This is a genomic window from Accumulibacter sp. (assembly GCF_036625195.1).
GTDB lineage: Bacteria > Pseudomonadota > Gammaproteobacteria > Burkholderiales > Rhodocyclaceae > Accumulibacter.
Map to the genome: position 1 here is coordinate 1,055,434 of NZ_JAZKUG010000001.1, position 24,235 is coordinate 1,079,668.

Consider the following 24,235-nt stretch of genomic DNA (forward strand, 5'->3'; position numbering starts at 1 on the left):
GACGAAGGTGCCAAGGGCGACATCGTATTCCCTCAGCGCCCTGGCGACACAAGAGATCTGGAATGTTTTGCGTTCGACCGGACGAGGCTGCGCCGTTCCCAAGAATCCCGGTTGCTGAGGCCGACCCTGGACGCAGGAAGGAAGGGCCCGGATCGCTCGCGCGATCGCCCACGTGTTGACCGGAAAGTCGAGAGAACCCTATAATCCGGCGCCCGCTGGTGATGTAGCTCAGTCGGTTAGAGCGAAGGATTCATAACCCTTAGGTCGGTGGTTCGATTCCACCCATCACCACCAAGAAAACAAAGACTTAGGATGGAATCGGCAATGGCTTGTTTGGCTTTTGGCCTTCATGTAGCCACCCTGTAGCCAAATCAGAGCAATTTGAATCCACGTCGACCGGCAAACTGGCGCCGGCGTCGATCCGTTCTCGATCGACTACAGGTAGCGCCACGTCGAGCTGGAGCAGATCAGCGCGACGTTGCTGCCTGATTGGCAGCAGCGCTCGCGTCACCCTAGGTGATCGCTGGGTCCATGTGCTCCTACTCGTCGCGTTCGCCCGCAAGATGGCCAGGCGCATAGGCCCCGGCTTGCGGCCTCGGTTCGAACACATTGCCGTCCAGATCCTCGAGCACGTCGCTCAGGAGGCTCTTGTTGCCCCGACGGGACGACGGATGCATCGACGCCACAGCAAGCTGCGCCTCGAATTCGCTTCCGCAGTAGGTCACACCCTTCTCAGTTCGCGGCCTGTCGGTCGGCTTCATCGGCACCAGCCCTGCTCTCCATCCCGTCGTCCCAGGACAGCATTCTCGGTCGGACGACAAGCGCGGGGAAGAACGCCGGTTGGTTACCGGTTACCCAGTTGCGCCGCGAAAATGTGTCCGTCGTAAGGATTGCCGGGGACGCTATGGGCGCCGACCACCAGACCGCTCTAGTGGGCGACGACGCCGGATGGTCTGCAGGTCCACAAAGGTATCAGGAAAATGTATCTGATGGCGTTCCGACCGGATGTCACGGCCGGAACAACCTTGCCATGTCATACGATTGACTTCGGCCGCCGCGGCCTTACAATCCACATAGCCACTGCCATCCTTGCCTTCCCTCTCAACAAGGTTTGCCCGCCGCCATGACACCGTGCCCAATCCAAACGCTCGCGACACGGCGGATCAACGCCATTCGATGGGCGCGAGGACGCCATCCGATTGATCACGCGGCAAGTTCTAGGCTGACCAGGGCGAATGGTGATGCGCAGGTGGTTGTGTTCGACAGAGACTGGTCGGCTGAGAACCAACAATAATCCGGACCACAAACAGCAAGCAGGTTTCCGCACAGCGGGGTGAACGCCATGTGTGCCGCCATCCGTTGCCGGCGCATCGATTTCCCCGCTGCGTTCAACATCTCAGAATCATACGGGCAATAGAGACAAGTCCTGAGGGTAAGTTCATATCTATGCGATCTGGGCGAAGATGCAACTAGCGCGCGCGCCGGCACCGGGTGCGCGCGCACTGATCCGTGACGAGGAATGGATCGTCCAGAACGCCGACATGTGCGAATTGGGCGGCTGGCAGCTGAGCTGCATCGGCATTTCGGAAACGGTGCGCAATCGCCGTGCGCTGTTCCTCTCGCAGCTCGAGGACGTCACGCTCATCGACCCGGCGAAGACCGAGCTGGTGTTCGACGACTCACCCACCTTCATCGCGGCACTCCTGTACATCGAATCCCGGTTGCGGCAGTCGGCACTGCAGAACGATGCCATCGCTCTGGGGCACAAGGCGGTGATGGATCCGCTGCCGTTCCAGCTGGTGCCGGCGCATCAGGTACTACGGCAGCTTCGGCCGCGCCTGCTCGTAGCCGATACCGTCGGTCTGGGCAAGACGCTGGAGGCGGGAATCCTCACGGCGGAGTTGATGCGCCGTGGGAAGGCGCGCCGCATCCTCGTCGTCACCACCAAAAGCATGATGCGTCAGTTCCAGCAGGAGCTCTGGAACCGCTTCACCATCTCGCTCACGCGGCTCGACTCTGCAGGCATCCAGCGCATCCGGCGTGAGATTCCTGCCAACCACAACCCCTTCAACTACTACGACCGAACCATCATCTCGGTCGACACGCTGAAGCGCGATAGCGAGTACAGGCACTACCTTGAAAGCGCCTGGTGGGACCTCATCATCATCGATGAGGCCCACAACGTCTCGTACAAAGGCAACCGCACGCAGAGCAACCGTTTGGCAAGCCTGTTGGCCAAGCGCTCCGACGCGCTGATCCTGCTGACGGCCACCCCGCACAACGGCAGGAAGGACAGCTTTGCCAGTCTGATGCGGATGCTGGACCCGACGGTGCTGCCGGAGGGCGCTGACTACACCCGCGACGATGTGGCACACCTTTTCGTGCGCCGCTTCAAGAAGGACGTTCGCGAGCAGATGCTCCATGACTTCCCGGAGCGCGAGGTGTTCCGCTTGGCACGCGACGCGAGTCCCGCCGAGAACGTCGCGTTCGAATGCCTAGCCTCCTTGAAGCTCGCCACCGATGCCGGCCAGCAGCGGGACGGCGCCATGCTATTTCGCACCACCCTCGAGAAGGCCCTGTTCTCATCCCCCGCGGCTTGTTTGCAGACCGTCAGGGAACGTCTTCGCAAGCTTGAAGCCAAGGACCCTGCCCATCCCGATATCGCGCAGCTGCGTGGTCTGCAGGAATTGGTGGCGGCGATCGGCCCGGGACAGTTCAGCAAGTTTCAGCATCTCGTCGATCAACTCAAGGCTGGCACGCACTGGCGTTGGGAGGGGCACGATCCAATGGACCGGTTGGTGCTGTTCACCGAACGCATCGAGACCTTGAAATTCCTGCAGACCGAGCTGCCGAAGGCACTTGGCCTGGCGGGAAATGCCGTGGCGATCCTCCACGGGCAATTGCCCGACGGCGACGTTCAGGATACGGTCGAGAACTTCGGCAAGACTCATTCCCCACTGCGATTGCTGATCGCCTCGGATGTGGCGTCTGAAGGCCTGAACCTGCACTACCAGTCGCACCGGCTCATCCACTTCGATATCTCGTGGTCGCTGATGGTCTTCCAGCAGCGCAACGGCCGAGTGGACCGCTATGGCCAGACCCAGGTGCCCAAGATTGGCTACCTGTTAACGGTGCCCCACAACGAGCGCGTGCGGGGCGATCTGCGCTACCTCGAGATCCTGATCGACAAGGACGAGCAGGCCGCGAAAAACATCGGCGATCCGTCTGCGTTCATGGGTTTGTACGACGAGGAACTCGAGGTCGCCAAGGTCGCTGCGGCCATAGAGAGCAATACAACGGCCGAAGCATTCGCGGCTCAATTGGCAACGGGCGATGTGGACCCCTTCGAGGCGCTATGGGGTGCTGCACAAGCCGGCGGCGCGCTAGCGGTGAATGAGCCATCGGTGCCTGTCATGCAAACAGCTACCCATGCACCCACGGCTTCGCTGCCGTCGCTCTTCTGCGACGACTACCGGTACGTGCGTGACGCTTTGAACTGGCTGCGCCAACAGGCGCCTCGCGAGCACAGCCCCGTTCAGGCGGACGACACCCGGCGCACGCTGAGTTTCCAGCCCAGCAAAGACCTGGCGCTGCTGCTCAAGCGTGACCTCGCCATGGAGATGTGGCCCGTCGACAACCAGTTCGCGCTGAGCGCGGACAAGGGTGTCATTGAAGCCGCGATCAAGAGCGCCCGCGACACCAATGCCTGGCCTCAGGTGCACTTTCTGTGGCCGCTGCACCCGATCGTCCAGTGGCTCGACTACAAGGTCATGGCCTTGTTCGGCCGCCAGAAGGCGCCGGTCATCCGGGCGCCGCACGGCTTGAGTACAGGCGAGTCCATCGTCCTCGTCCTCGGTCAGGTGCCCAACCGGCGCGGGCAGACGATGCTGACGGAGTGGATGGGCGTCAGAGTCGATGCCCGCGGACTGGCGCAGGAGGTGCTGGGCTTCGATGCAATGTTGCAGCGGATCGGCTTGGACAGTGCATCGCTTGCCAACGACGGCAAGCCGGTCGACGCATCCATTGCACAGGCGGCGCTGCCGGCGGTCATCCTGACGGTCGAACGTCACCTCAAGCCCATCAAGCAAGCCTTCGACGCCGACTGCCGTTCACGCCTCGGGTTTGAACTCGCCAAGCTCAAGGCGCTGCAAGACAAGCACCTCACGCAGCTGGAGCTGGACTTCTCTCGGGGCATCGAACAGGTCAACGCGGCGCGCCGCAAACAGCGCGAGAGCAACACAGTCGATCTTTTCAAACACTATCAGCAGTGGATCCGGGACACGCTCGAGTTGGACGACCGCGCCCAGTTCACCGTTGTTGCGTCGATAGTCGGATAGCCTAACGAAAAAGCGTGGCGTACCAAGGGGGCAATATTGGAAATCCGTCTGATCAAGAAGTCCGGCGTACCTGCCGCAGAAATTGACGCGCACCAAAGAATACACAAGGCTTTCAACGAATCACAGTTCTCATCACGCTGGCGAGGCTATGCATCGTTCAAATTGGCCCGTGGAGGGCGAGGCAGCGGAGACGACGATTTCGACCTTGTTCTGGTCACCCACACTAACGTCGTCGTCATCGAGCTCAAGAACTGGCATGGCAAGAACCTCAAGAAGGTGGGTGAGAACTGGTTCTTGGACGGCGAGGATCGCGGAGAGTCCCCAGTATCGATTGTGAATCTGAAGGCCAAAAAGCTTGCCAACTTGATGAAGCAAAAGCTTGGCAACGACAAGACGCCGTTTGTGAACTCGTTTGTGGTGATACAGGACGGCGTTGAAGAACTGGAGATGGGCGACGACGACCAAGCGGTTCTTTACCTCTACGAACTGTTGGAGTGGGTTGACCAAGACAAGTACAAGAAGTCGCTTCCTTGGGCCCCGCGATTCAACGTGCTTGCGAATCTAGGCGCCTACGACCGTTTCTTCTGCGGGAACGATTTCAAGCCGCGCGACTACTTGGTGCAAGGCTTCCGTCCAGGCGACGTTGCCATTTGGGAGCACCCCAAGGGCCTGTATTCGGAGTTTCGGGCGCAGGCAAAGGACGACCCGGACCAGTTAGCGCTACTGCGCAGGTGGAACTTCGGTGCTCTTGGGATGACGCTTATCGGCGAGGGTGACCGCGCTTTCCTGGGTCTCAGGGAACAGCGCATCTACGAGTACGTGTCTGACCGAAACCCGGAGCTTGGCGCATCTCTGTTGCGACCTATCGGCCGGAAGGACGCCAAGGACGTCACGTTCAACTTCGAGGAGCTTTACTCGCTGCCTTCGAAACTTGCGAGGTTGACTGAATTCTCTAACAGCGCCCTCCCCAAGCTAGACCCGGATGAACGCGTTCGTCTCGTGAAGGCTCTTCTGAGCCGGTTCGCGGATCTTCACGACTTGAGCGTCGCGCACCGCGACGTTGGCGACCATTGCCTTTGGATTGAGCGTCCCGCGCGGGTTGTGGTGACGGGCTTCCCCGCGGCCTACTATCCGTCAATGAAGACGGTTGGTACGTTCCGGGAGCAGATCCGAGTTGATCGGTCTAACCTTCCTGAAGACGTAGGCACTGCAAGTGAGTCAACACCGTACAGGCGGGATATCTTCCTTCTTGGGGTGATCTGCTATCTCATCTTGTATGGCGCTCGTCCTCCTCGAGTCAACAACGTCCATGAGTGGGCGTCGCGAGCTGACGACCAATTCGAAGGGGCATTCGACGCTGTCCTCTCAAAAGCGCTTGCGAGCAACCCGTTGCAGCGGTTCGAGAACGCCAGGGCTATGCTTGAAGCGGTCAATGCCGCTACGTCGAGCGAGAGCCACCAAATCATCGACCTGACGCGGTTTGAGGCGTTCAAGGCGGTCAGCAAGCTTCGGGACTACGAAGAGACTGACGTTCTCCGCGATGACGACGACGTACTATTCTTTCGTTCGAAGACAGATCAGCACGACTTGGCTGTCAAATGCTGGAATGGGGTGGAGCCGGACCCACTACGACAGGACGATTCCATCCGTCTGCTGGCGTTCGTTGAGCGCGCTAGAACACTACGTGGATGCGCCATTCCTGGCCTTCCACGCATCGTCGACTTCGGGCTCAGCCGCAAGAACCTCTTGCTGGTGCGCGAGTGGGTAGATGGCCAGACTCTGTACGAGTGGCTCGCGTCGACGCCCGACCTCGAAGCGCGGCTCCGCGTTGCCCGGGCCTTGGTTGATGTCATCGTGCGCCTGCATGCTCTCGAACTTCCGCATGGCGACGTACATCCAGGCAATGTGATCGTTGTCTCGAGCAGTCAGTCTGTGCTTATCGATGCACTGGACTTTGAGCATGCGCCGGGGGATGCCTACACCACGGCTTACCTTCCCCCTGAGTACAAGACCATGTCGCCCGTGGAGCGCGATCGCTACGGTCTGGCAGCTGTCATCTGTGAAATGCTCGGCGGTAACCAGGCTCAACCTCAGGGGCCATACTCGATCCCGAAGGTCTACGACCAACTCTCCCGGCTGCTGACGGAGCACGCGGCTTCTGCACTTGAACCGCTGCAGCGGGCGCTGGCTGTGGCGCTTAGATCACCGGAGCAGGAGACGGTATCAGTGACGGTCACTGTGCCGAACTTGGCCTTCCGCTCTGTGCCTCAAGGTCCGATGTACCTCGACAACGGCCGCTTGCACGTCAAAGTCGAAGACTCTAAGAAAGCGAAAGGCTGCGTGTTCTTCCGACTAACTGCGGTCGGGCGTCAACTCACTTTCGACTGGAGTCTGCAGGAGGAGAAGGCTACGAACATCCGTGCCGAGAACATCACGCAAGTCCAGTTGATGCGCTCGCAGACCATGCACGATGCCGTTATCACTTCGCTGGTTACCCTGAAAGATGGTTCTGTCGGTGATGTGAGCGATCTGGTTCAACAACTTCTGGGGATTCCGGAGGTACAAAACAAGATTCGTGTACTGACCGAGCAACGAGTTGACATCACAAGAATCTCAGAGCCAGCGCCGGGAGCCGCTAGAAGGCCAATCGAAGACCTGCCCAGCGCCCGTGCGCTACTACCGATTGCAGTCTCCGATCTCTGGCGTGTACTCCTTGACGCCGAAGAGGACGCGCTGCCCAGCCTGACAGTTTCTGGTGAGCACCGGCACAGTCCCTATGAACGGAACCAGACGTTAGTTCCGTATCAGGTAGACAGTGGGGTCATCGACTACAGCGACGCGGAGACCGTCATTGTTGAGGTTCGCGGGAATGACGGCAACTGGCGCAACTGCGGTTACCTGAGCTTGCGAGATACCACTTTTGGTGAACGGGCTGAACTGGCCATCCAGGACCTCAGTTCCAAGACCAACTTGCGCATTGGTGACAAGTTGCGCTTGCGAGGAACGCTGGAGAAGGCGTCCTTCACTCGTCGCAGCCTGGCGGTCCAACGCGTGCTCAGTGACAGGGCGGTCATTCCCGGTCTGATTGAGTATTTCGACCCTTTAGCCGGCCATGACCACCAGCCAACAACCTATCGACCCCCAAGTGATATCGACCTTGAAGAGTACGCGGAAGGTGACAAGAAGCTCAATGAGAGCCAACGGGAAGCGTTCCGGCGAGTTGTCGGTAACGGCCCGATAAGCCTTCTGCAAGGTCCCCCGGGCACCGGGAAAACCTGGTTCATTGCATCACTCTTGCACTACCTGATGACAAAGGAGCAGGCACGAAGAATTCTTCTGGTCAGCCAGTCCCACGAAGCAGTCAACAATGCACTCGAGAAGAGCCTGGAGCTCTGCCGCTCGAAGGGTCTTCAGTTCGATGCTGTTCGGCTCGGAAGCGAATCGGCGGCATCCGACGCCATCCGCCACCTGCACAGCTCGTCAATCGAGTACAGCTACCGAGAACAGTTCAAAGCGGAGAAAAAGCCGCGGACCATAGAACTCGCCAAAGCGATGGGGCTACCGGAAGATTTCGCTAATTCATTCATTGAACTCTGGCATCGATTGGGAGGGCTCGCGAATCGTATCAACGAGCTCACAAGGGAGCTTCAGTCCAACAGCAGCGGTGAAGATCAGGGTGAACTTGAGGCTCGCGTGCGTGCCCTCACATCCACGTTTGAGGATATTTGTCGCGATGTCTACGAAGCCTCGTGCGAGGCGACGCCCGACCAGACGCTCTCTAAGCTTGAGCAGCAATTCGTAGAGCAGTACGAGATTCACTCGCCCGACGCAGTCCAGCGGCTAGGGAAGCTGATTCGTTTGTCGGAGGACTGGCTTGCTTCTCTCGGTTCACCAGAGGCAAATTTTGCGGAGTTTCTCGCCAAGTCGAGGACTGTTGTGGCAGGGACCCTTGTCGGGATCGGACACAGAGCTTCAGGCGTGGTCCAGAACCTGTACGATTGGGTCGTCATTGACGAGGCGGGTAGGGCGGCACCTAGTGAACTGGCTGTCGCGATGCAGACCGGTCACCGGATTCTCTTGGTCGGTGATCACAAACAACTACCACCGACCTTCTCTGAGGAAGTCAGAGACATCATTAAGAGCCGTTTCAGTGTTGGTGATGAGTCTCCCGCTTTCGGAAGCGACTTCGAGCGAATCTACGAGTCTGCATATGGCAAGACTGTTGGAGCGTCGCTGCTCAAGCAGTATCGGATGGCGCCCGACATCGGCAAGCTGGTCTCAGACTGCTTCTATGACGGCCGACTTGAAACCGGGCGCGCTGCGCCTTCCGCCTACTACGACAAACTTCCGGATCACATGAGGCAGCAAGTCACTTGGGTCGACACGTCGCCCCTTGGACCGAGTGGCTTCGAGCAGTCGACAAAGGCAGGTGACCAGCGCTGGAATGACACCGAGGCTCGTGTTGTCATGAGACTTCTGCGCCAGATAATCGAGTGTGATGACTTCATGGAAGAAGTGCGCAACGAACTCCAGCCGAGCGAGCCTGCCATTGGAATCATCTGCATGTACAGCCGGCAGCGAGACGTTCTGAACCGCATGAAATCCGAGGCAAGCTGGCTAGGTGACCTCCGTCGCCTGGTCAAGATCGACACAGTCGATAGCTACCAGGGAAAAGAGAACCGTATCGTCATTCTCTCCACTGTGCGCAACAACGCTGCGCTAAAACCCGGCTTCCTTCGTGTACCCAACCGTATCAACGTGGCGCTCTCACGTGCTATGGATCGCCTATTCGTTGTCGGCGCTAGCCGCATGTGGGCGGGCCGAAATGCACAGCTACCGCTTGGGGCCGTATTCGCGAAAGTGCAAAGCATGCAGCAAGAAGGGCGAGCGGAAGTTCTGTCCGCCAAGGAGTTACTTCAATGACCACGCATAGTTTCGAGTTCAATAAGGTCACATTCGGCCTGCCAGTCGAGAGCTATCGAGTCGACGCTTACATCACCAGAGATGAACGACTTCCGGTGGTGACGGAGTACGTGCTGCGGTTGCTCCGCATCTGCGGGTCTGTCACGCTCTCCGGTTTGAGAAACTACTTTGGCTTCACTGATCCAGAGGTATTGGCTGTCGTTGAATCGTTGACGAGACAGGGGCTCGTCGAGGTTTCTGGCGAGGACCTGCACCTTAGCGGCTATGCAAACGAGCGCTTTGAAGAATCATCCAACGACGACTATCCACGTTTCACTAAAGTAGAGCCACGCCGAGATTCGGTTATCTTCGACCTCTTGTCGTTTTCTCCACTCAGCACACGCAGCATCGGCTTGCTCAATGAGAACAGCTACCGTCTCGACGTTTCAGACGAGGTCTTAGGCAACAGCGTTGAGTGCGCGAAAGCTGCCTATTACAAGCGCTTCCACGAGATTGCCAGGTTGAACGATGATTTGCGGCGAGATGCCATAAGTGTGTACTCAGTGGAAGACATCTCCAGCAAACGCAGGGGATACCTACCTATTCCTGTCGCGTTCTCTCTCGTTGAGCAGGAGCAGGTCGAGCGCAGAGGGCCCCCATGGTTCGAGGAAAGAGCGGCTCCCGAGTTGGTTAGAGCATTCCACGAGACTGTCAGCACTGCGATACCCAACGCGTTGACCGTCGGCAATGCCCACATCGAGAACTTTATTGACACGTTCGACGCGTCCTGGCTTGCCTCCTTCGCCACTGGCCATCGTTTCGACATTCACAAATTCGCCAAGGACTTGAATGCGGGAGAGGTATTGGCCCCCAAAGGGCTCCGCCCAATCTTTGGCAACCTATACCTAGAGCATAACCTAGAGCAGGTGACAAACCGGATCAAGGCAAGGCGTAGCGAACAACGATTTCGTTTTCTTTGTACGTCGGCCGCTTGGCTAGCGCCAGACCACTACTTATGGGGTCGCGGCGAGGCTTTCCAGCGGGCGACAACCGCCATCCAGGATATGCTCCGAGGGAAATCAATCGACGATCTGTTTGTATTTATAGGCACCGAAAAAGGACAGGAGCAAGTCGTCTCGAATCAGTTCCGCGGCGTGGATTCAGGTCAGTTCCATGCCTATCGTCCAGCCACCACCGGTAACACCGGCTTCGGGGGCCGGCTTGAACTCTTCCTCTATCCGACAGGCTTCGCGGCAGCACTCTTTCACCTGGCGTTGCCCGGTAGTCCAGGGCTGTGGGCCCCAGTTGGGTTTCTTTCCTCGCTTCCCAAGCATGTGGAGCGTGTGCACAAGTTGCTTCATTCCATCGTTGGCGGCAACGCCTATGGCGGTCGGTTGAACACGAAAAACCAGCAGCGGCATGAACGGCAGAAGTTCATCGACGCTTGCGGATTCCTGAACTACAGCGACCTCCGAGGGAGTGCCGGTGCATTCGAAGCTGACGATGCAGCGGGTTGACCAGTTCGCTTGGAGCAAGAAAGAACGACCACCATGAGCTTTGTGATCAACGGCCTGGAGAACGCGAACGAGTTCTACAGCCAGCATTACCTGGACGAGGTCGCCGAGAAGAGCGACCTCAAGCCGCTGTTCGACCGGTGGAAGGAGCAAGGCGCCAACAGCACGGTGGCGCGGTTGCGGTCCGCGGCCGGGGCCAGCTACTTCCGCGCGCGAGACCGTTTCATCGGCGAACGCAAGGCCGCGGATCGCCCGGCGCTGTTCATCGATCTGGTTCAGCCGCTGCTGCAGGCGCTGGGCTACGAGACCGCGCCTCAGACCCTGGACCTGGCCGATGGTGGCTTGCCCGTGCTGGCGGTGTACCGCGACGCCAAGCTTCACCCGCTGCTGGTAGTCGCCGCGGCCATTGCGCCGCCGGGTGATGAGGATGCCAGCCCGTTGCAGCTCAACCCCCTGTTGCCCGAGGGCAAGGCGAGCAAGGCCGATTGGGAAGAAGCGCTCACCAAGAGTCTGTTCGCCGACGACACGCCGCCGCGTTGGGTGCTGCTGGTTCACCACGAGCAATGGCTGCTCATCGAGCGCAGCAAATGGGGCCGCAAGGCACTGCTGCGCTTCAACCTGCCCGAGCTGTTCGGCCCGCGCGACGACCGCCAGTTCCGCGCCATGGCCGCGCTTGCCGGTGCGGAATCGGTGCTGCCGCCGGCCGGCGGCACGGCGCTGCTGGACAGCCTGGACGACAGCTCCCACAAGCACGCGTTCGAGGTCTCCACCGACCTGAAGTACGCCCTGCGCGAGTGCATCGAGCTGATCGGCAACGAGGCCATCCGCTACAAGCGTGAGGTGGCCAAGGAGAAGGTGTACGAGCGCAACGACATCGACCTGGCCATGCAGCTCAGCCGCGAGTGCCTGCGCTACATGTACCGGATGCTGTTCCTCTTCTACATCGAGGCCCGGCCGGAGCTGGGCTACGCGCCAATCGGTGCCGAGGCCTACCTAAAGGGCTACAGCCTCGAGCACTTGCGCGAGTTGGAGCAGACACCGCTGACCACGCCCGAGGCGCAGGACGGAACCTACTTTCACGAAAGCCTGAAGCAGCTCTTCTCGCTCATCTGGGAAGGCTTCCCCAAGCGCAATACCCAAGGCGGCCATCAGGGCGAACTGCTGGGCGGTGCCGATCACGTGCTGGAGACCGGCTTCACCATCGCCCCGCTGCAGGGGCATCTGTTCGACCCCAAGCAGACGCCGCTGCTGGGCAGCGTCAAGCTGCGCAATCGCGTGCTGCAGCGCGTGATCGAGTTGATGTCGTTGTCGCGCGGCACCGGCAAGCAGCGCCGTGGCCGCATCAGCTTCGGCACGCTGGGCATTAACCAGCTGGGTGCGGTATACGAGTCACTGCTCTCGTTCCGCGGCTTCTTCGCCGAGGAAGACCTCTACGAGGTGCGGCCGGACCCCAAGCGAAAGAAGGACAAGCCGGCTTCGGACGAAGCCGAGGGCGAGACGCCAGACACGGAGGGCGGCGACGAGGGTGACGGCGAGGACGCCGAGTCCGAGGCGTCCAGCGCCGCCGAGAAGAAGAAGGACGCCGAGGTCGACCCGCTGGACGCGGCCTACTTTGTGCCCACCAGCAAGATTAGCCAGTACACCGACGCCGAGCGCCTGTTCGGCGGCGAGCCGCGTCTCTACAAGCGCGGCACGTTTATTTATCGCCTGGCCGGGCGGGCGCGCGAAAAGTCAGCCTCGTACTACACGCCCGAGGTGCTGACCAAGTGCCTGGTCGAGCACGCGCTCAAGGAACTACTGCCCAGCTGCAAGACGGCGGACGACATCCTCAAGCTCACCGTGTGCGAGCCGGCGATGGGCAGCGCCGCGTTCCTGAACGAAGCCATCAACCAGCTGTCCGTAGCCTACCTTACGAATAAGCAAAGGGAGCTGGGCCAGACCATCCCACACGAGCAGTACACCGAGGAGAAGCAGCGGGTGAAGATGTACATCGCCGACACGAACGTGTACGGCGTGGACCTGAACCCAGTGGCCGTGGAACTGGCCGAGGTGTCGCTGTGGCTGAACGCCATCTTCAAGGGCAGTCATGTTCCCTGGTTCGGCATGCAGCTGCAGAACGGTAACTCACTGGTGGGCGCGCGGCGCGACGTGTTCTCAGTGGCGCAGCTCAGCCCTGGCAGGGGCGAGAAGGGCATCGCGGAACGGGACTGGCGTGTTGCCGTGCCCCGCGCCGTGGCGATGACGGCCTCACCAGCCGAGGACGAGATCTTTCATTTCCTGCTGCCTGCCGACGGCATGGCCACCTGCACTGATAAGGTGGTCAAGGCGCTGGAGCCCGCTGCATTCGAGAAGCTCAAGCGCTGGCGCTCCGACTTCATGGCACCGCTGACTTCCGACGAGATCCGACGCGTCAAGGCGCTGACCGTCGCCGCCGAGGCGCTATGGCGACAGCACGCCACGGAGCTTGCGCGTGTTCGCAAGGCGACCAGCGACGAACTGCATGTGTGGCCCGACCCGGCCGCGAACCGCGCACCCACCAGCACGGCGCAGAAGGATGCGACGTTCCAGCGCGAGATGCTTTCGGAGCAGGTGAAGAACGCCTCGCCTTACCGGCGGCTGAAGGTAGTGCTGGACGCGTGGTGCGCACTTTGGTTCTGGCCCTTGGACCAAGCAGGGCACCTCCCGACCCGTGAGGAGTGGTGGTTCGTTCTGGAGACGGTGCTGCTGGGGAATGCGAGTTTTGCCGAGGTTCCACCGTCAACCGACTTCTTCCCTGAGACCATCCCGCAGTCAACGCTGGACTTCACGCCCGAGCGCGACCGATATGGCCAGGTGGACATCGACGCGCTGGTCGTCGCGCTGCCCACGCTGCGGGTGGCAAAGCAAGTGGCGGCCGGACAGCACTTCCACCACTGGGAATTGGAGTTCGCCGACCAGTTCAAGTCCCGGGGCGGCTTCGACCTGGTGCTGGGCAACCCACCATGGATCAAGGTCGAGTGGAACGAGCAGGCCTTGTTGTCGGACTTTGACCCGCGCTTTGCCATCCGCCGGCTGAGCGCAAAGGAAACCGCCGACCAGCGCGAGGCCGTGTTCGCCGCCGCGCCGGCGGCGCGGGCTGACTACGTTGGCGAGTGCTTGGCCACCGAGGCGCTGGCCGGCTTCCTGAACGCGCTGCAGAACTACCCGCTGCTCAAGGGTCAGCAGAGCAACCTCTACAAGTGCTTCCTGCCGGTGGTTTGGCGCGTGGGTGGCGGGGTGCAGGGCCTGCTGCACCCGGAAGGGGTGTACGACGACCCCAAGGGCGGCGAGTTGCGGGCGGCGGCGTATCCGCGGTTGCGGGCGCACTACCAGTTCGAAAACCAGCTAACGCTGTTCGCCGAGGTGCACCACAACACCAAGTTCAGCATCAACCTCTACGGCCCGCCGCTGGCGCAAGTCCGCTTCCGGCACATGGCCAACGTCTTCGCACCGGCGACTGTGGATGCCAGCCTGATGCATGCCGGCGGCGGTGCCACGCCTGGCATCAAGCGCGACGAAGGCGGCTGGAGCACCGACGGCCACGCCAGTCGCCTGATTGAGGTGGACGAGGCGCTGCTGGGCACCTTCGCCAAGCTCTACGACACCCCGGGCACGCCCGCCTTTCAGGCCCGCCTGCCGGCTGTGCACAGCCGGGAGCTGGTTTCGGTGCTGGAGAAGTTCGCCCGCGTACCGCGACGGCTGGGCGACCTGAAGGAAGACTACTTCACGCTCGAGATGTGGCACGAGACCGGCGCCCAGCGCGACGGCACCATCCGCCGCCAAACCGGCTTCGTCGCCTCGCCCGCCGAATTCATCCTCTCCGGCCCGCACTTCTTCGTCGGCAACCCGTTGAACAAGACGCCGCGCGCGGTGTGCACGCAGAACAGCCACTACGACGTGATCGATCTGGAAGTGGTGCCGGATGATTACCTGCCTCGGAGTAACTACGCGCCGGCTTGCGACGAAGTTGCCTACGCGGCCCGTGCGCCACGCGTGCCCTGGAGTGCATCGCCAGCCGGCGCCGGCTCGCCCGTGACCGCATTCTTCCGTCACGTCAACCGCGAGATGATCACGCCGCCCGGCGAACGGACGCTGGTCACGGTCATCGCACCACCTGGAAGCGCGCACATCAACACGGTGCTGGCGACCGCGTTCAAGTCCGACGCGGACCTGCTCAGCTATCACGCGATGACGCTATCGCTCCTGGTCGACTTTCGCGTCAAGAGCACGGGCATGGGCCATGCGAATTCGACGCTGATCAGCCAGCTGCCGACGCTGGGTGAGAACGCGCCGCAGCGCCGAGCCCTGCACTTGCGAGCACTGGCACTGAATTGCTTGACGGTCCACTACGCGCCCTTGTGGCAACGCAGTTGGAGTGACGTGTTCTTCCGCGACGTCTGGTCCAACAAGAGCCCGCGTCTTCCGGCCGACTTCTTCACACGCCTCACCCCGGCCTGGCACCGCGACTGCGGCCTGCGCACCGACTACGCCCGGCGCCAAGCCCTGGTCGAGATCGACGTGCTGGCCGCTCAGGCGCTGGGCCTGACGCTGGACGAGCTGCTCACCATCTACCGCGTGCAGTTCCCCGTGATGCGCCAGTACGAGCGCGACACCTGGTACGACACCCGCGGCCGCATCGTCTTCACCGCCAGCAAGGGCCTGGTGGGTGTAGGCCTACCGCGAAAGGCTGGCCGCACCGATCAGAACTGCACACTGCGCTACCCCGATGGCCGCACCGAAGCCCGCCGCCTGGGCTGGGACGACGTGCAGCCCAAGGATGGCCAGCCCCAGGTGCCCGACGGCACGGTGATCATGCGCCCCGTGCGCGACGACACGCTGTCCGGCGGCCCGGAAGACCGCACCATCCAATACGTTGCCCCCTTCGCGCTGGCCGACCGCGAGGCCGACTTCCGTGTCGCCTGGGCGCACTTCGAGCAACGCGCGAAGTCCACAACAGTGAGTGAGGCCGCCTGATGCAGCCCCTGGTCGTCGCCCAACAGGTGACGCAGGGCGTCGCCGACTTCCTGCGCACCGCGTTTCCGTCCACCACACCCGGCTTCATTGGGCTGCTCGAGCGTTTCCTTGCTGAGCGCGACAACACGTTCAAGGGCCCATACCTGACGGTGCCGCTGCCGTTTCGGGCCGGGGCCAAACAGGACAAGCCGGCGTACCCATGGCTGCCGGACAGCTTCCATCCCCATGCCCACCAGACCAAGGCCTTCGCGCGTCTGACCGGCGAAGCGGCGCAATCCACGCTGGTTGCCACGGGCACGGGCTCCGGCAAGACAGAGGCATTTCTCTACCCGATCCTCGAGCATTGCCGCCAGGCCAAGGCGAGGGGCCAGCCGGGCATCAAGGCGCTCATCCTTTATCCAATGAACGCGCTGGCCTCGGACCAGGCAGGCCGGCTCGCCAAGACCATCGTCACGACGCCGGCCCTGCAGGGCATTCGGGCCGGTCTCTACGTGGGCGACGCGCCGGAGGTGGAGTCCGATGCCGTGCAGCAGCTCGATGGCGACACCTTCTCGCTGATCACCGACCGCAACGTGCTGCGCGCGAACCCACCTGACATCTTGTTGACCAACTACAAGATGTTGGACTTCCTGCTGATGCGCGCAGCCGATGCGCCGCTTTGGGCACAGCAGCGGCCGGACACCCTGCGCTACCTGGTTGTGGACGAGCTGCACACCTTCGATGGTGCCCAGGGCACCGACCTCGCTTGCCTGATCCGGCGCCTGAAAGGGCGGCTGAGCGCGGCTCCCGGGCAGCTGGTGTGTGTGGGTACCTCGGCCACCTTGGGCGATGGCGGCGCAGAGGGGTTACTGGGGTATGCGCGCGACGTGTTCGGCGAGACGCTGGACGCCGAAGCCGTGATCGGCGAAGACCGCATCTCCGTGGGCGACTACCTGGCCGATGCGGTCGTGGAACATACGCTCAGCCCGCAGCCGGCCGACGAGGAAAGGCTGGACCCGGCCGACTACAACGACCTGCACCGGTATATCGCGGCGCAGGCGGAACTCTGGTTTGGCGAGGCGTGCACTTCTGAGCAGGTGCACGACTTTGCCTGGCGGTGCGAACTGGGGCAGCGGCTCAAGTGCCACTTCGCCTTCCAGAACCTGCTGCGAGATCTGGACCGCCTGGGGCCCAAGTCGGTCCTTGTGGACGATCTGCTGGCGCTGTTGAACCGGCGCTTGCCCAAGCGGCAGGGAGCAGCGGCCAGCGAGCGGTTCACGCTGCTGTGGCTGGCCAGCCTGCTTTCGTTGGTCGCTCACGCCCGCAAGCCCGGGCACCAGGGCTTCTTCCTGCAGGTGAAGGTGGAGATCTGGTTGCGCGAACTGCGGCGCATGGTGGCCAAGCTCGATGCGCAGCCGGTGCTCCGGCATCACGACGATCTGGGCAGGGCCGATAAGGGCGACGTGCACCTGCCCGTCATCCACTGTCGCGACTGCCATGCGACTGGGTGGGGAGCCACGCTGCCCAAGACCAGCCCGAACCAGCTGCAGCCGGACCTGCGCGCCTTTTACAGTGCTTTCTTCGCCGAGGACGTGTCGACGCGCTTCCTGTTTCCAAAGACCGAGGCGGTCGATCGCCGCGTGTTCGAGCGCAAGCAGGTGTGCCCCAAGTGCGGCACGTTGCACCAGATGACGCAGCGCGGGTGTTCGCATTGCGGACATGACACCTTGCTGGCGGTTGACATCACGGCCAACCTGAAGGAGGCCACACGCAACGGTGCCAAGTTCACCAAGTCGCACCACGACTGCCCCTACTGCGGCGGACACAGGACGCTGACCATCGTTGGCTCGCAGGCGGCGAGCCTTGCGGCAGTGATGGTGGGCCAGCTGTTCAGCAGCCGGTTCAACCAGGACAAGAAGCTCATCGCGTTCTCGGACTCGGTGCAAGACGCGGCGCACCGCGCCGGCTTTCTGGCCGCGCGCACCTGGCGCCTGAACTTGCGGCCGGCGCTGGCGCAGACCATCGCTGCGGCGGCCGAAGCCGGCCAGCCGCTGACGTTGGCCGAGCTGCCCAAGGCTTTCGAGCAGCGATGGCGCACGGCGCTGGGCGATGGGCACTACGTCGCGAACTTCCTGCCGCCGCAGCTGCACTGGATGCGCGACGTGGACACGCTGATGGAACAGGGCCAACTGCCCGAAGGCAGCCAGGTACCGGTGCAGATGGCGCAGGTGCTGCCCTGGGTGGTGAACGCCGAGTTCGGGCAGGACGCGCACGTGGGCCGCACCTTGGTCGCCACGGGCACGGCTTGTGTAACGCCCGTGGAAGATGCGCTGGCAACGGCGACCGCATGGCTGCTGCCGAGGTTGTTGGAGCACGTGGACGTGCTCAAGGGTACCGAACCTGGCGAAGTCGACGTCTTCCTGCGCGGGCTGATCGGCGAGATGCAGCGCATCGGCGCGTGGCGTGACCCAGGCCTGGCCTTCTATGCACGCATCGGCGGCCACCCGCAGGCCTATAGAAGGAACCCGAGTCAGGAGAAGATGCTGTCAGGCCCGAGGCCGCCGCGATTCTTGACAGTGCCCGAGTACCACCGGTGCATCAGCATCGAGCGTGACGAGTCGCGCGTATTCCGCGACTGGGCCTACAAGGCGCTGCCCGAGCTGAACCTTCTGGCGCTTGGCGCAGAGCCCGTGGTGCGCGACGTGTACCGGGTGGCGCTTGACGCTCTCGCGCACGCAGGTCTCGCGGGGAACGAGCAGGCCCAGGACAAGCCCGGGATCCATGTCTGGGGCCTGGCACCTTCGGCATACAAGGTGGAACTGGGCGGCCGGAAGTGGCGCTGTGCCACATGTCAGAACGAGGTGGTTTCGGGCCTGGCTGAAGATTTCGATGAACAGCCCTGCCGGCGCACAGGCTGCAAGGGCATGCTGCATTCCGACGGCGGCTGGGGCGATTTCTACCGCAAGCTGTACCTCACCGCCGAGATCCAGCGGGTGGTGGCGCACGAGCACACCGGCCTGCTCCCGCGCGAGACGCGCGAGCGTGTGGAGCGCGACTTCAAGTCCGACACCGAGCTACCGGGCGGCATCAACGTGCTGTCTGCGACGCCGACGCTGGAGATGGGCATCGACATCGGCGACCTGTCGTCCACGTTGTTGTGTTCGGTGCCGCCGGCCCAGGCCAACTACGTGCAGCGTGCCGGCCGCGCGGGCCGCAGCACCGGCAATGCGCTGCTGATGACGATGGCGGTGAGCAAGCCGCACGACCTGTACTTCTGGGGCGACCCGAAAGAGATGCTGGCCGGCAGCGTGGGCACGCCCGGCGTGTTCCTGAACGCGTCGGCGGTGCTCGAGCGGCAGCTCACGGCCTTCACGCTTGACTGCTGGGTGCGCGAATCCGGCAAGTCGGCGGTGATTCCGGGCGAGATCCGCGCGGTGTTCACCGCGATCCGCGGCCAGGCGATGTCGAAGTTTCCGTACCCGTGGCTCAATTTCGTGGAGCAACGCCGGGGGGAACTGCTGGACCGCTTTGTGCGCCTGTTCAACCAGGGCGACCGCAACCCATTGAGCAAGACCACGGAAGCCTGGCTCTCGAAGTTTATCAATGGCGGCAATGACCAGCCAGGGTCGCTGGGCTGGAAAATCATCGATAGGCTCAACGGCATCGCGAAAGATGTCGATGAGCTGAAGCGCCAGCGCGAGCGCACCGCCAAGGAGATCGACAAGCTCCAGGAGCTGGCCGTGCGCGGCGAGGAAGACGAGCAAGAGTTGAATCGGCTGATGCAGGAGCGCACCGCGCTCTCGCGCCTGGTCGGCAGCATCGAGGGCAAGGCCACGCTGAACGTCTTGACCGACGAGGGGCTGCTGCCGAACTACGCCTTCCCTGAGCAGGGGGTGTTGCTGCGGTCGATCATCGTCCGCGAAGCCAAGCCGGGCGGTGGCGCGCCAGACCCGCTGACTTTTGAATACGAACGGCCGAGCGCATCGGCCATCACCGAACTTGCCCCCAATAACACCTTCTACGCCGAAGGGCGAAGGGTGGTGGTGAACCAGGTGGACGTCTCGAAGATCAAGCCGGAGCCGTGGCGTTTCTGCCGGCAGTGCGCGTACACCGAGCCGCTGTCTTCGGGCGACCACCACTCGACCTGCCCGCGCTGTGGCGACACGATGTGGCGCGACAGCGGGCGCGTGCACGAGATGCTGAAGCTCACCACGGTGTTCGCCCGGACACTGGACCGCGACAGCCGGATCGCAGACGACTCTGACGAGCGGCAACGTGGCTTCTACGTGCGCCAGGCGCTGGTGGACAGCCCGCCCGACTCCGTGCGCAAGGCTTACGTGATCGACAAGCCGGAGTTCCCGTTCGGCTTTGAATTCCTCGACCGCGTGACCTTCCGCGAAGTGAACTTCGGCGAGCAGACGCCGGACGCGTCGCCGATGACGATTGCCGGGGCCGAGATGAACCGGCCCGGCTTCAGCATCTGCCCCGAGTGCGGCACGATCCAGCGGCGACGCAAGGCCGAGGAACTGTACCGCAACCACGCGCCCTATTGCTCGCGCCGCAAGAACCCGGAGGCCAGCACCCAGCAGTGCGTATTCCTGTATCGCGAGTTCGCGAGCGAAGGCATCCGCATGTTCCTGCCTGAGGTGGGGTTCGGCGACACCGAGGAGCGGCTGCTGAGCTTCGTTGCCGCGCTGGAACTGGGGCTGAGTAGACGCTTCCGCGGGGCGGTGGATCACCTGCGCATTGCGCTGGACATCCGCATGGCGGCGGGACAGGAGGTGCCGCGCTGCTACCTGGTGATCTACGACAGCGTGCCCGGCGGCACTGGCTACCTGAAGGAGCTGATGCGCGCGCCCGATCCTCTGCTCGAGGTGTTTGAGCTTGCGCTGCAGGCATTGAACGAATGCGTGTGCAATCAGGATGCCGATGCGGATGGCTGCTACCACTGCGTCTATGCGTATCACAACAGCTACGACCGAGAACACATCTCGCGGCGCATCGCCCAGAAGCTGTTGAGCGAAGTAATGCAGCACAAAGCGGCCTTGAAGCCGGTCGCCAACCTCTCGGGTGTGCAGACCGGCAATCACTTGTTCGACAGCACGCTGGAGAAGCGGTTTGTCGAAGCCCTGCGGCGCGAGCACGCGGGCAAGCGTTACGGCCTGACCGAGGTGCTGTTCAAGGGCAAGCCGGGTTACCAGTTGCAGGCCGAGGGGCGGCGTTGGCGGTTAGAACTGCAGGTCAACCTGTCCGATGGTGATGGCGTCGTCGTCACGTGCAAGCCGGACTTCTTGTTTTGGCCTGATGACGGTGCCGACGACTTGCCCATCGCGGTTTTCCTGGACGGCTGGCAGTTCCATCAGGAGACCATTGCCACCGATCTGGCCAAGCGCATGGCAGTGGTGAAGAGTGGCAAGTTCTCGGTCTGGACGCTGACGTGGGACGACATCGACAGCGTGCTGCAGGGCAAGGAGTCGCTGACGGCATCGCCCTGGCCGACACTGCTGGCCGAAGGCGGCGCGAACGTCGTGCAAAAGATCTGCGAAGCGCAGGGGCTGAGCACCATCAATGGCTTCAAATCGCTGGCGCCCTTCATGCAGCTGCATCAACGCCTTAGCAACTGGCGTCACGACGACATGCGCAGGCTGGCATCGGGCTTGGCGATCGGCATGGTGATGCCGCCGGGCGACGCGGCCGCATTGGACGCCATGCGCCAGGGCGTGTTCTGGCGGCGGCTGGACGAACTGGCGCTGCTGACAGACTTGCATCAGCACCGCATTGGGACACGGCATATGGGAACCGTGGTGCGGCTGGCCGCGGGCATTCAGCCGCACCAGTTGGCTCAGGTGATGAAGGGTAACGGCTCGCCAGAACATGAGCCGGTGGTGATTGCGGAGTGGGTGCCAGGCGCTGTACCCGACGGCGAGCGGCAGACCCGATGGCAGCAACTGTGGCAGAGCTTGAACCTGCTCTTGCCGCTACGGGCTGCTTGGGTCGGCGCAGCAGGCATGCCTGGGTTGGAAGCGCTGCAGAACGCCCCGGTGCTACAGGCGCAGCCGAGCGGCCTGCCGCCTGGGTGGGTGGAGGTGCTGGGCCTGGTGCTGCGAAATCTGCGGGCATGGGCAACTGCCCTGGCGGAGCTTGGACTTCAAGCGCCTATCGTCGGCTACGAGCTGCTGGACGAGATGGGACGGATCGTCGCCGAGGCTGAGATGGGGTGGGAAGCACAGCGCTTGGCCATCTTGCTGCCGGGGACTGGCGCCGATGCCAAGTTCGCAGCGGCCGGGTGGACGTGTTTCACGGCCGCCGAGGGTCCGGTGCCTATCGAACTGAAGAACAAACTGACGGAGGCCCACGCATGACGCTGGCACCCAAGATCGCTATGTCCGACGACTTCCTTAAGTCGTTCGCCGCAGTTCCGCGAGATCAGCAACAGGCTGTGCTGACCTTTGTGGCCAAGTTCCGCCAGAACCCGACGGCTTCTGGGATCAACTACGAGCGTATCCGCGACCCCGGTGACCCGAACATGCGGTCGGTGCGGGTGAACGACAACATCCGCGGCATCGTTCTGAAGCCGGATGTGGGTAACGTGTATTGCCTGCTGTGGGTCGACCGGCACGACGACGCCTATCAGTGGGCCAGACGCCACCGAGTGGCGATTCACCCGGACGTCGGCAGCATCCAGATATATGCCATGGAAACGGCGGCGGCGTCCACAGAAGACCCGGTAGCCGCCACCGTGCCTGCAGCCGAGACGGGGATCTTTACGTGCTTGAAGGATCGGGAGATCCGGCGCCTGGGCGTGCCGGACGAGATGTTGGCCGCCGTGCGCGCCGTTGCATCGGACAAGGAACTGGAAGCGCTGGAGCAGCAACTGCCAGACGAGGCTTTTGAAGCCTTGTTCCTGTTCGCAGCGGGTGAGTCCTACGAGAAGATCGTTGCCGATCAAGCCGCGCCCGAGACGGTCGACCCGGCCGACTTCGTTGCGGCGCTGGATCGAGATACCACTAGGCGTCACTTTGTCGTGCTTACTGACGACAGCGACTTGGAAGCCCTGCTCGCGGCTCCGCTGGAGCGCTGGCGCGTCTTTCTTCACCCCAGCCAGCGCAAGCTGGTCGAGCGGGAATGGTCGGGGCCAGTCAAGGTGACGGGCGGCGCGGGCACCGGCAAGACCGTCGTGGCCATGCACCGCACTGCGAGGCTCGCACGGCAGTTCGCTACGCTGCCGGGTCGGCCCGTGGTGTTTACGACGTTCACCAAGACGCTCTCGGACGACATTCGCCAGCACCTTGGGCTTCTATGCACGCCCCAGGAATTGCAGAAGATCCAAGTGGTGAACCTGGATCAGTGGGCTTCCAGTGTGCTGCGGCGCTTCGGCTACAAGCCGGAGCTGCTGTACGACGAGAGTGCCAGGCGGAACTACTGGCAGGCGGCAATGTCGGCGATGCCTGCGTCTGCCGACCTGTCACAGCACTTCATGCGCGCTGAATACGAGCGCGTCGTGTTGCCGCAGGGCTGCGAGACCGCGGAGGAATATATGCGAGCCAGCCGCATCGGGCGAGGCGGGCAGTTGGGACGCGCTACCCGCAAGGCGATCTGGCCGGTATTTGCCGAGTACCGTGCCCAGTTGCACGGAGCGAATCTGCGCGAACCCGAAGAGGCGTTTCGTGATGCCAGGCGGCTTCTGGTTGGACAAGCAACTGAACTGGGCATCCGCGCGATGGTCGTCGACGAGGCGCAGGACATCAGCGCTGCAGCGTTCGAGTTGATTCGGACAGCGGTACCGGTCGCGGCGAATGACCTGTTCATCGTCGGAGACGCACACCAGCGCATCTATCGGCACAAGATCGTGCTCAGCCGAGTCGGCATCGAGGTTCGGGGACGGAGCCGAGGTCTGAAGGTCAATTACCGGACGACAGACGAGATCCGCCGCTGGGCCTGTGCGCAGCTCGAGGGCTGTGAGATCGATGACCTGGACGGCAATATCGACACATTGCGCGGCTATCGCTCTCTGACTCACGGCGATCGCCCGGATGTGATCGCATCGTCGTCGCACCAAGAAGACGTCAAGCACATTCGAGCAATCCTGACGCAGCTCGCCGACGACTCGATCGAGCCACGCCAGGTGTGCATCGCGGCGCGCACCAACGACGACGTCGACGCCGTCGTTGTTGGCCTGAAGAAGGCGGGAGTGGCCACGCTGCGGCTAGAGCGTTCGACGCCGGATGACCCAGCCATTTCAGGCGTTCGTGTGGCGACGATGCACCGCATCAAAGGACTTGAGTTCGGTGTGGTGATCATCGCTGCGTACAAGGGGGCAACGAATTACGCGGAGCTGTACGCGCGCGACGAGGATGCCGGCGTCTCGGGTGAGACGGCGACGGCTGAGCGATCGCTGCTGCACGTGGCTGCGACGCGCGCCAAACGGCATCTATTCGTCCTGACCAGGGCAGCTCATTGAGTTGCAGGAGGTCTGACCGCGCGGTGATGACACGGGCGATCATTGACGAC

Annotated in this window: 7 protein-coding genes and 1 tRNA gene; 7 read left to right on the forward strand and 1 reads right to left on the reverse strand. The window is 62.4% G+C overall.

Going from position 1 to position 24,235, the window contains the following annotated elements:
* Window positions 1–217 precede the first annotated feature (217 nt).
* Window positions 218–294, forward strand: a tRNA-Met gene (locus V5B60_RS04620).
* Window positions 295–539: 245 nt separating this feature from the next.
* On the opposite strand, the gene V5B60_RS04625 is transcribed toward V5B60_RS04620, so the two are convergent.
* Window positions 540–761: a hypothetical protein gene (locus V5B60_RS04625; protein ID WP_332345855.1), complete on the reverse strand. Its 222-nt coding sequence runs from the start codon at window positions 759–761 to the stop codon at window positions 540–542.
* Between the two features lie 702 nt (window positions 762–1,463).
* Here V5B60_RS04625 and V5B60_RS04630 point away from each other — a divergent pair.
* Genes V5B60_RS04630 through V5B60_RS04655 form a run of 6 tightly spaced genes read left to right on the forward strand, consistent with a single transcriptional unit; the run spans window position 1,464 to window position 24,185 of the window.
* Window positions 1,464–4,337 carry a DEAD/DEAH box helicase gene (locus V5B60_RS04630; RefSeq protein WP_332345856.1) on the forward strand — a complete coding sequence of 958 codons (2,874 nt, stop codon included), beginning with the start codon at window positions 1,464–1,466 and terminating at the stop codon, window positions 4,335–4,337.
* 36 nt (window positions 4,338–4,373) lie between these two features.
* Window positions 4,374–9,260, forward strand: a complete 4,887-nt coding sequence (locus tag V5B60_RS04635; protein ID WP_332345857.1) for an AAA domain-containing protein — start codon at window positions 4,374–4,376, stop codon at window positions 9,258–9,260.
* Window positions 9,257–10,756 (forward strand): hypothetical protein, encoded by a 1,500-nt coding sequence (locus tag V5B60_RS04640; RefSeq protein WP_332345858.1) that lies wholly within the window; start codon window positions 9,257–9,259, stop codon window positions 10,754–10,756. Before V5B60_RS04635 ends, V5B60_RS04640 begins: the two co-directional genes overlap by 4 nt.
* Before the next feature lie 33 nt (window positions 10,757–10,789).
* Window positions 10,790–15,745, forward strand: coding sequence for an Eco57I restriction-modification methylase domain-containing protein (locus V5B60_RS04645; RefSeq protein ID WP_332345859.1), 4,956 nt, complete (start codon window positions 10,790–10,792; stop codon window positions 15,743–15,745).
* Window positions 15,745–22,086, forward strand: a complete 6,342-nt coding sequence (locus V5B60_RS04650) for a DEAD/DEAH box helicase (RefSeq protein WP_332345860.1) — start codon at window positions 15,745–15,747, stop codon at window positions 22,084–22,086. Before V5B60_RS04645 ends, V5B60_RS04650 begins: the two co-directional genes overlap by 1 nt.
* Entirely contained in the window at window positions 22,083–24,185 is a 2,103-nt protein-coding gene (locus V5B60_RS04655; RefSeq protein ID WP_332345861.1) for a UvrD-helicase domain-containing protein, read from the forward strand. The genes V5B60_RS04650 and V5B60_RS04655 overlap by 4 nt, the downstream gene beginning before the upstream one ends.
* Window positions 24,186–24,235: the final 50 nt, after the last annotated feature.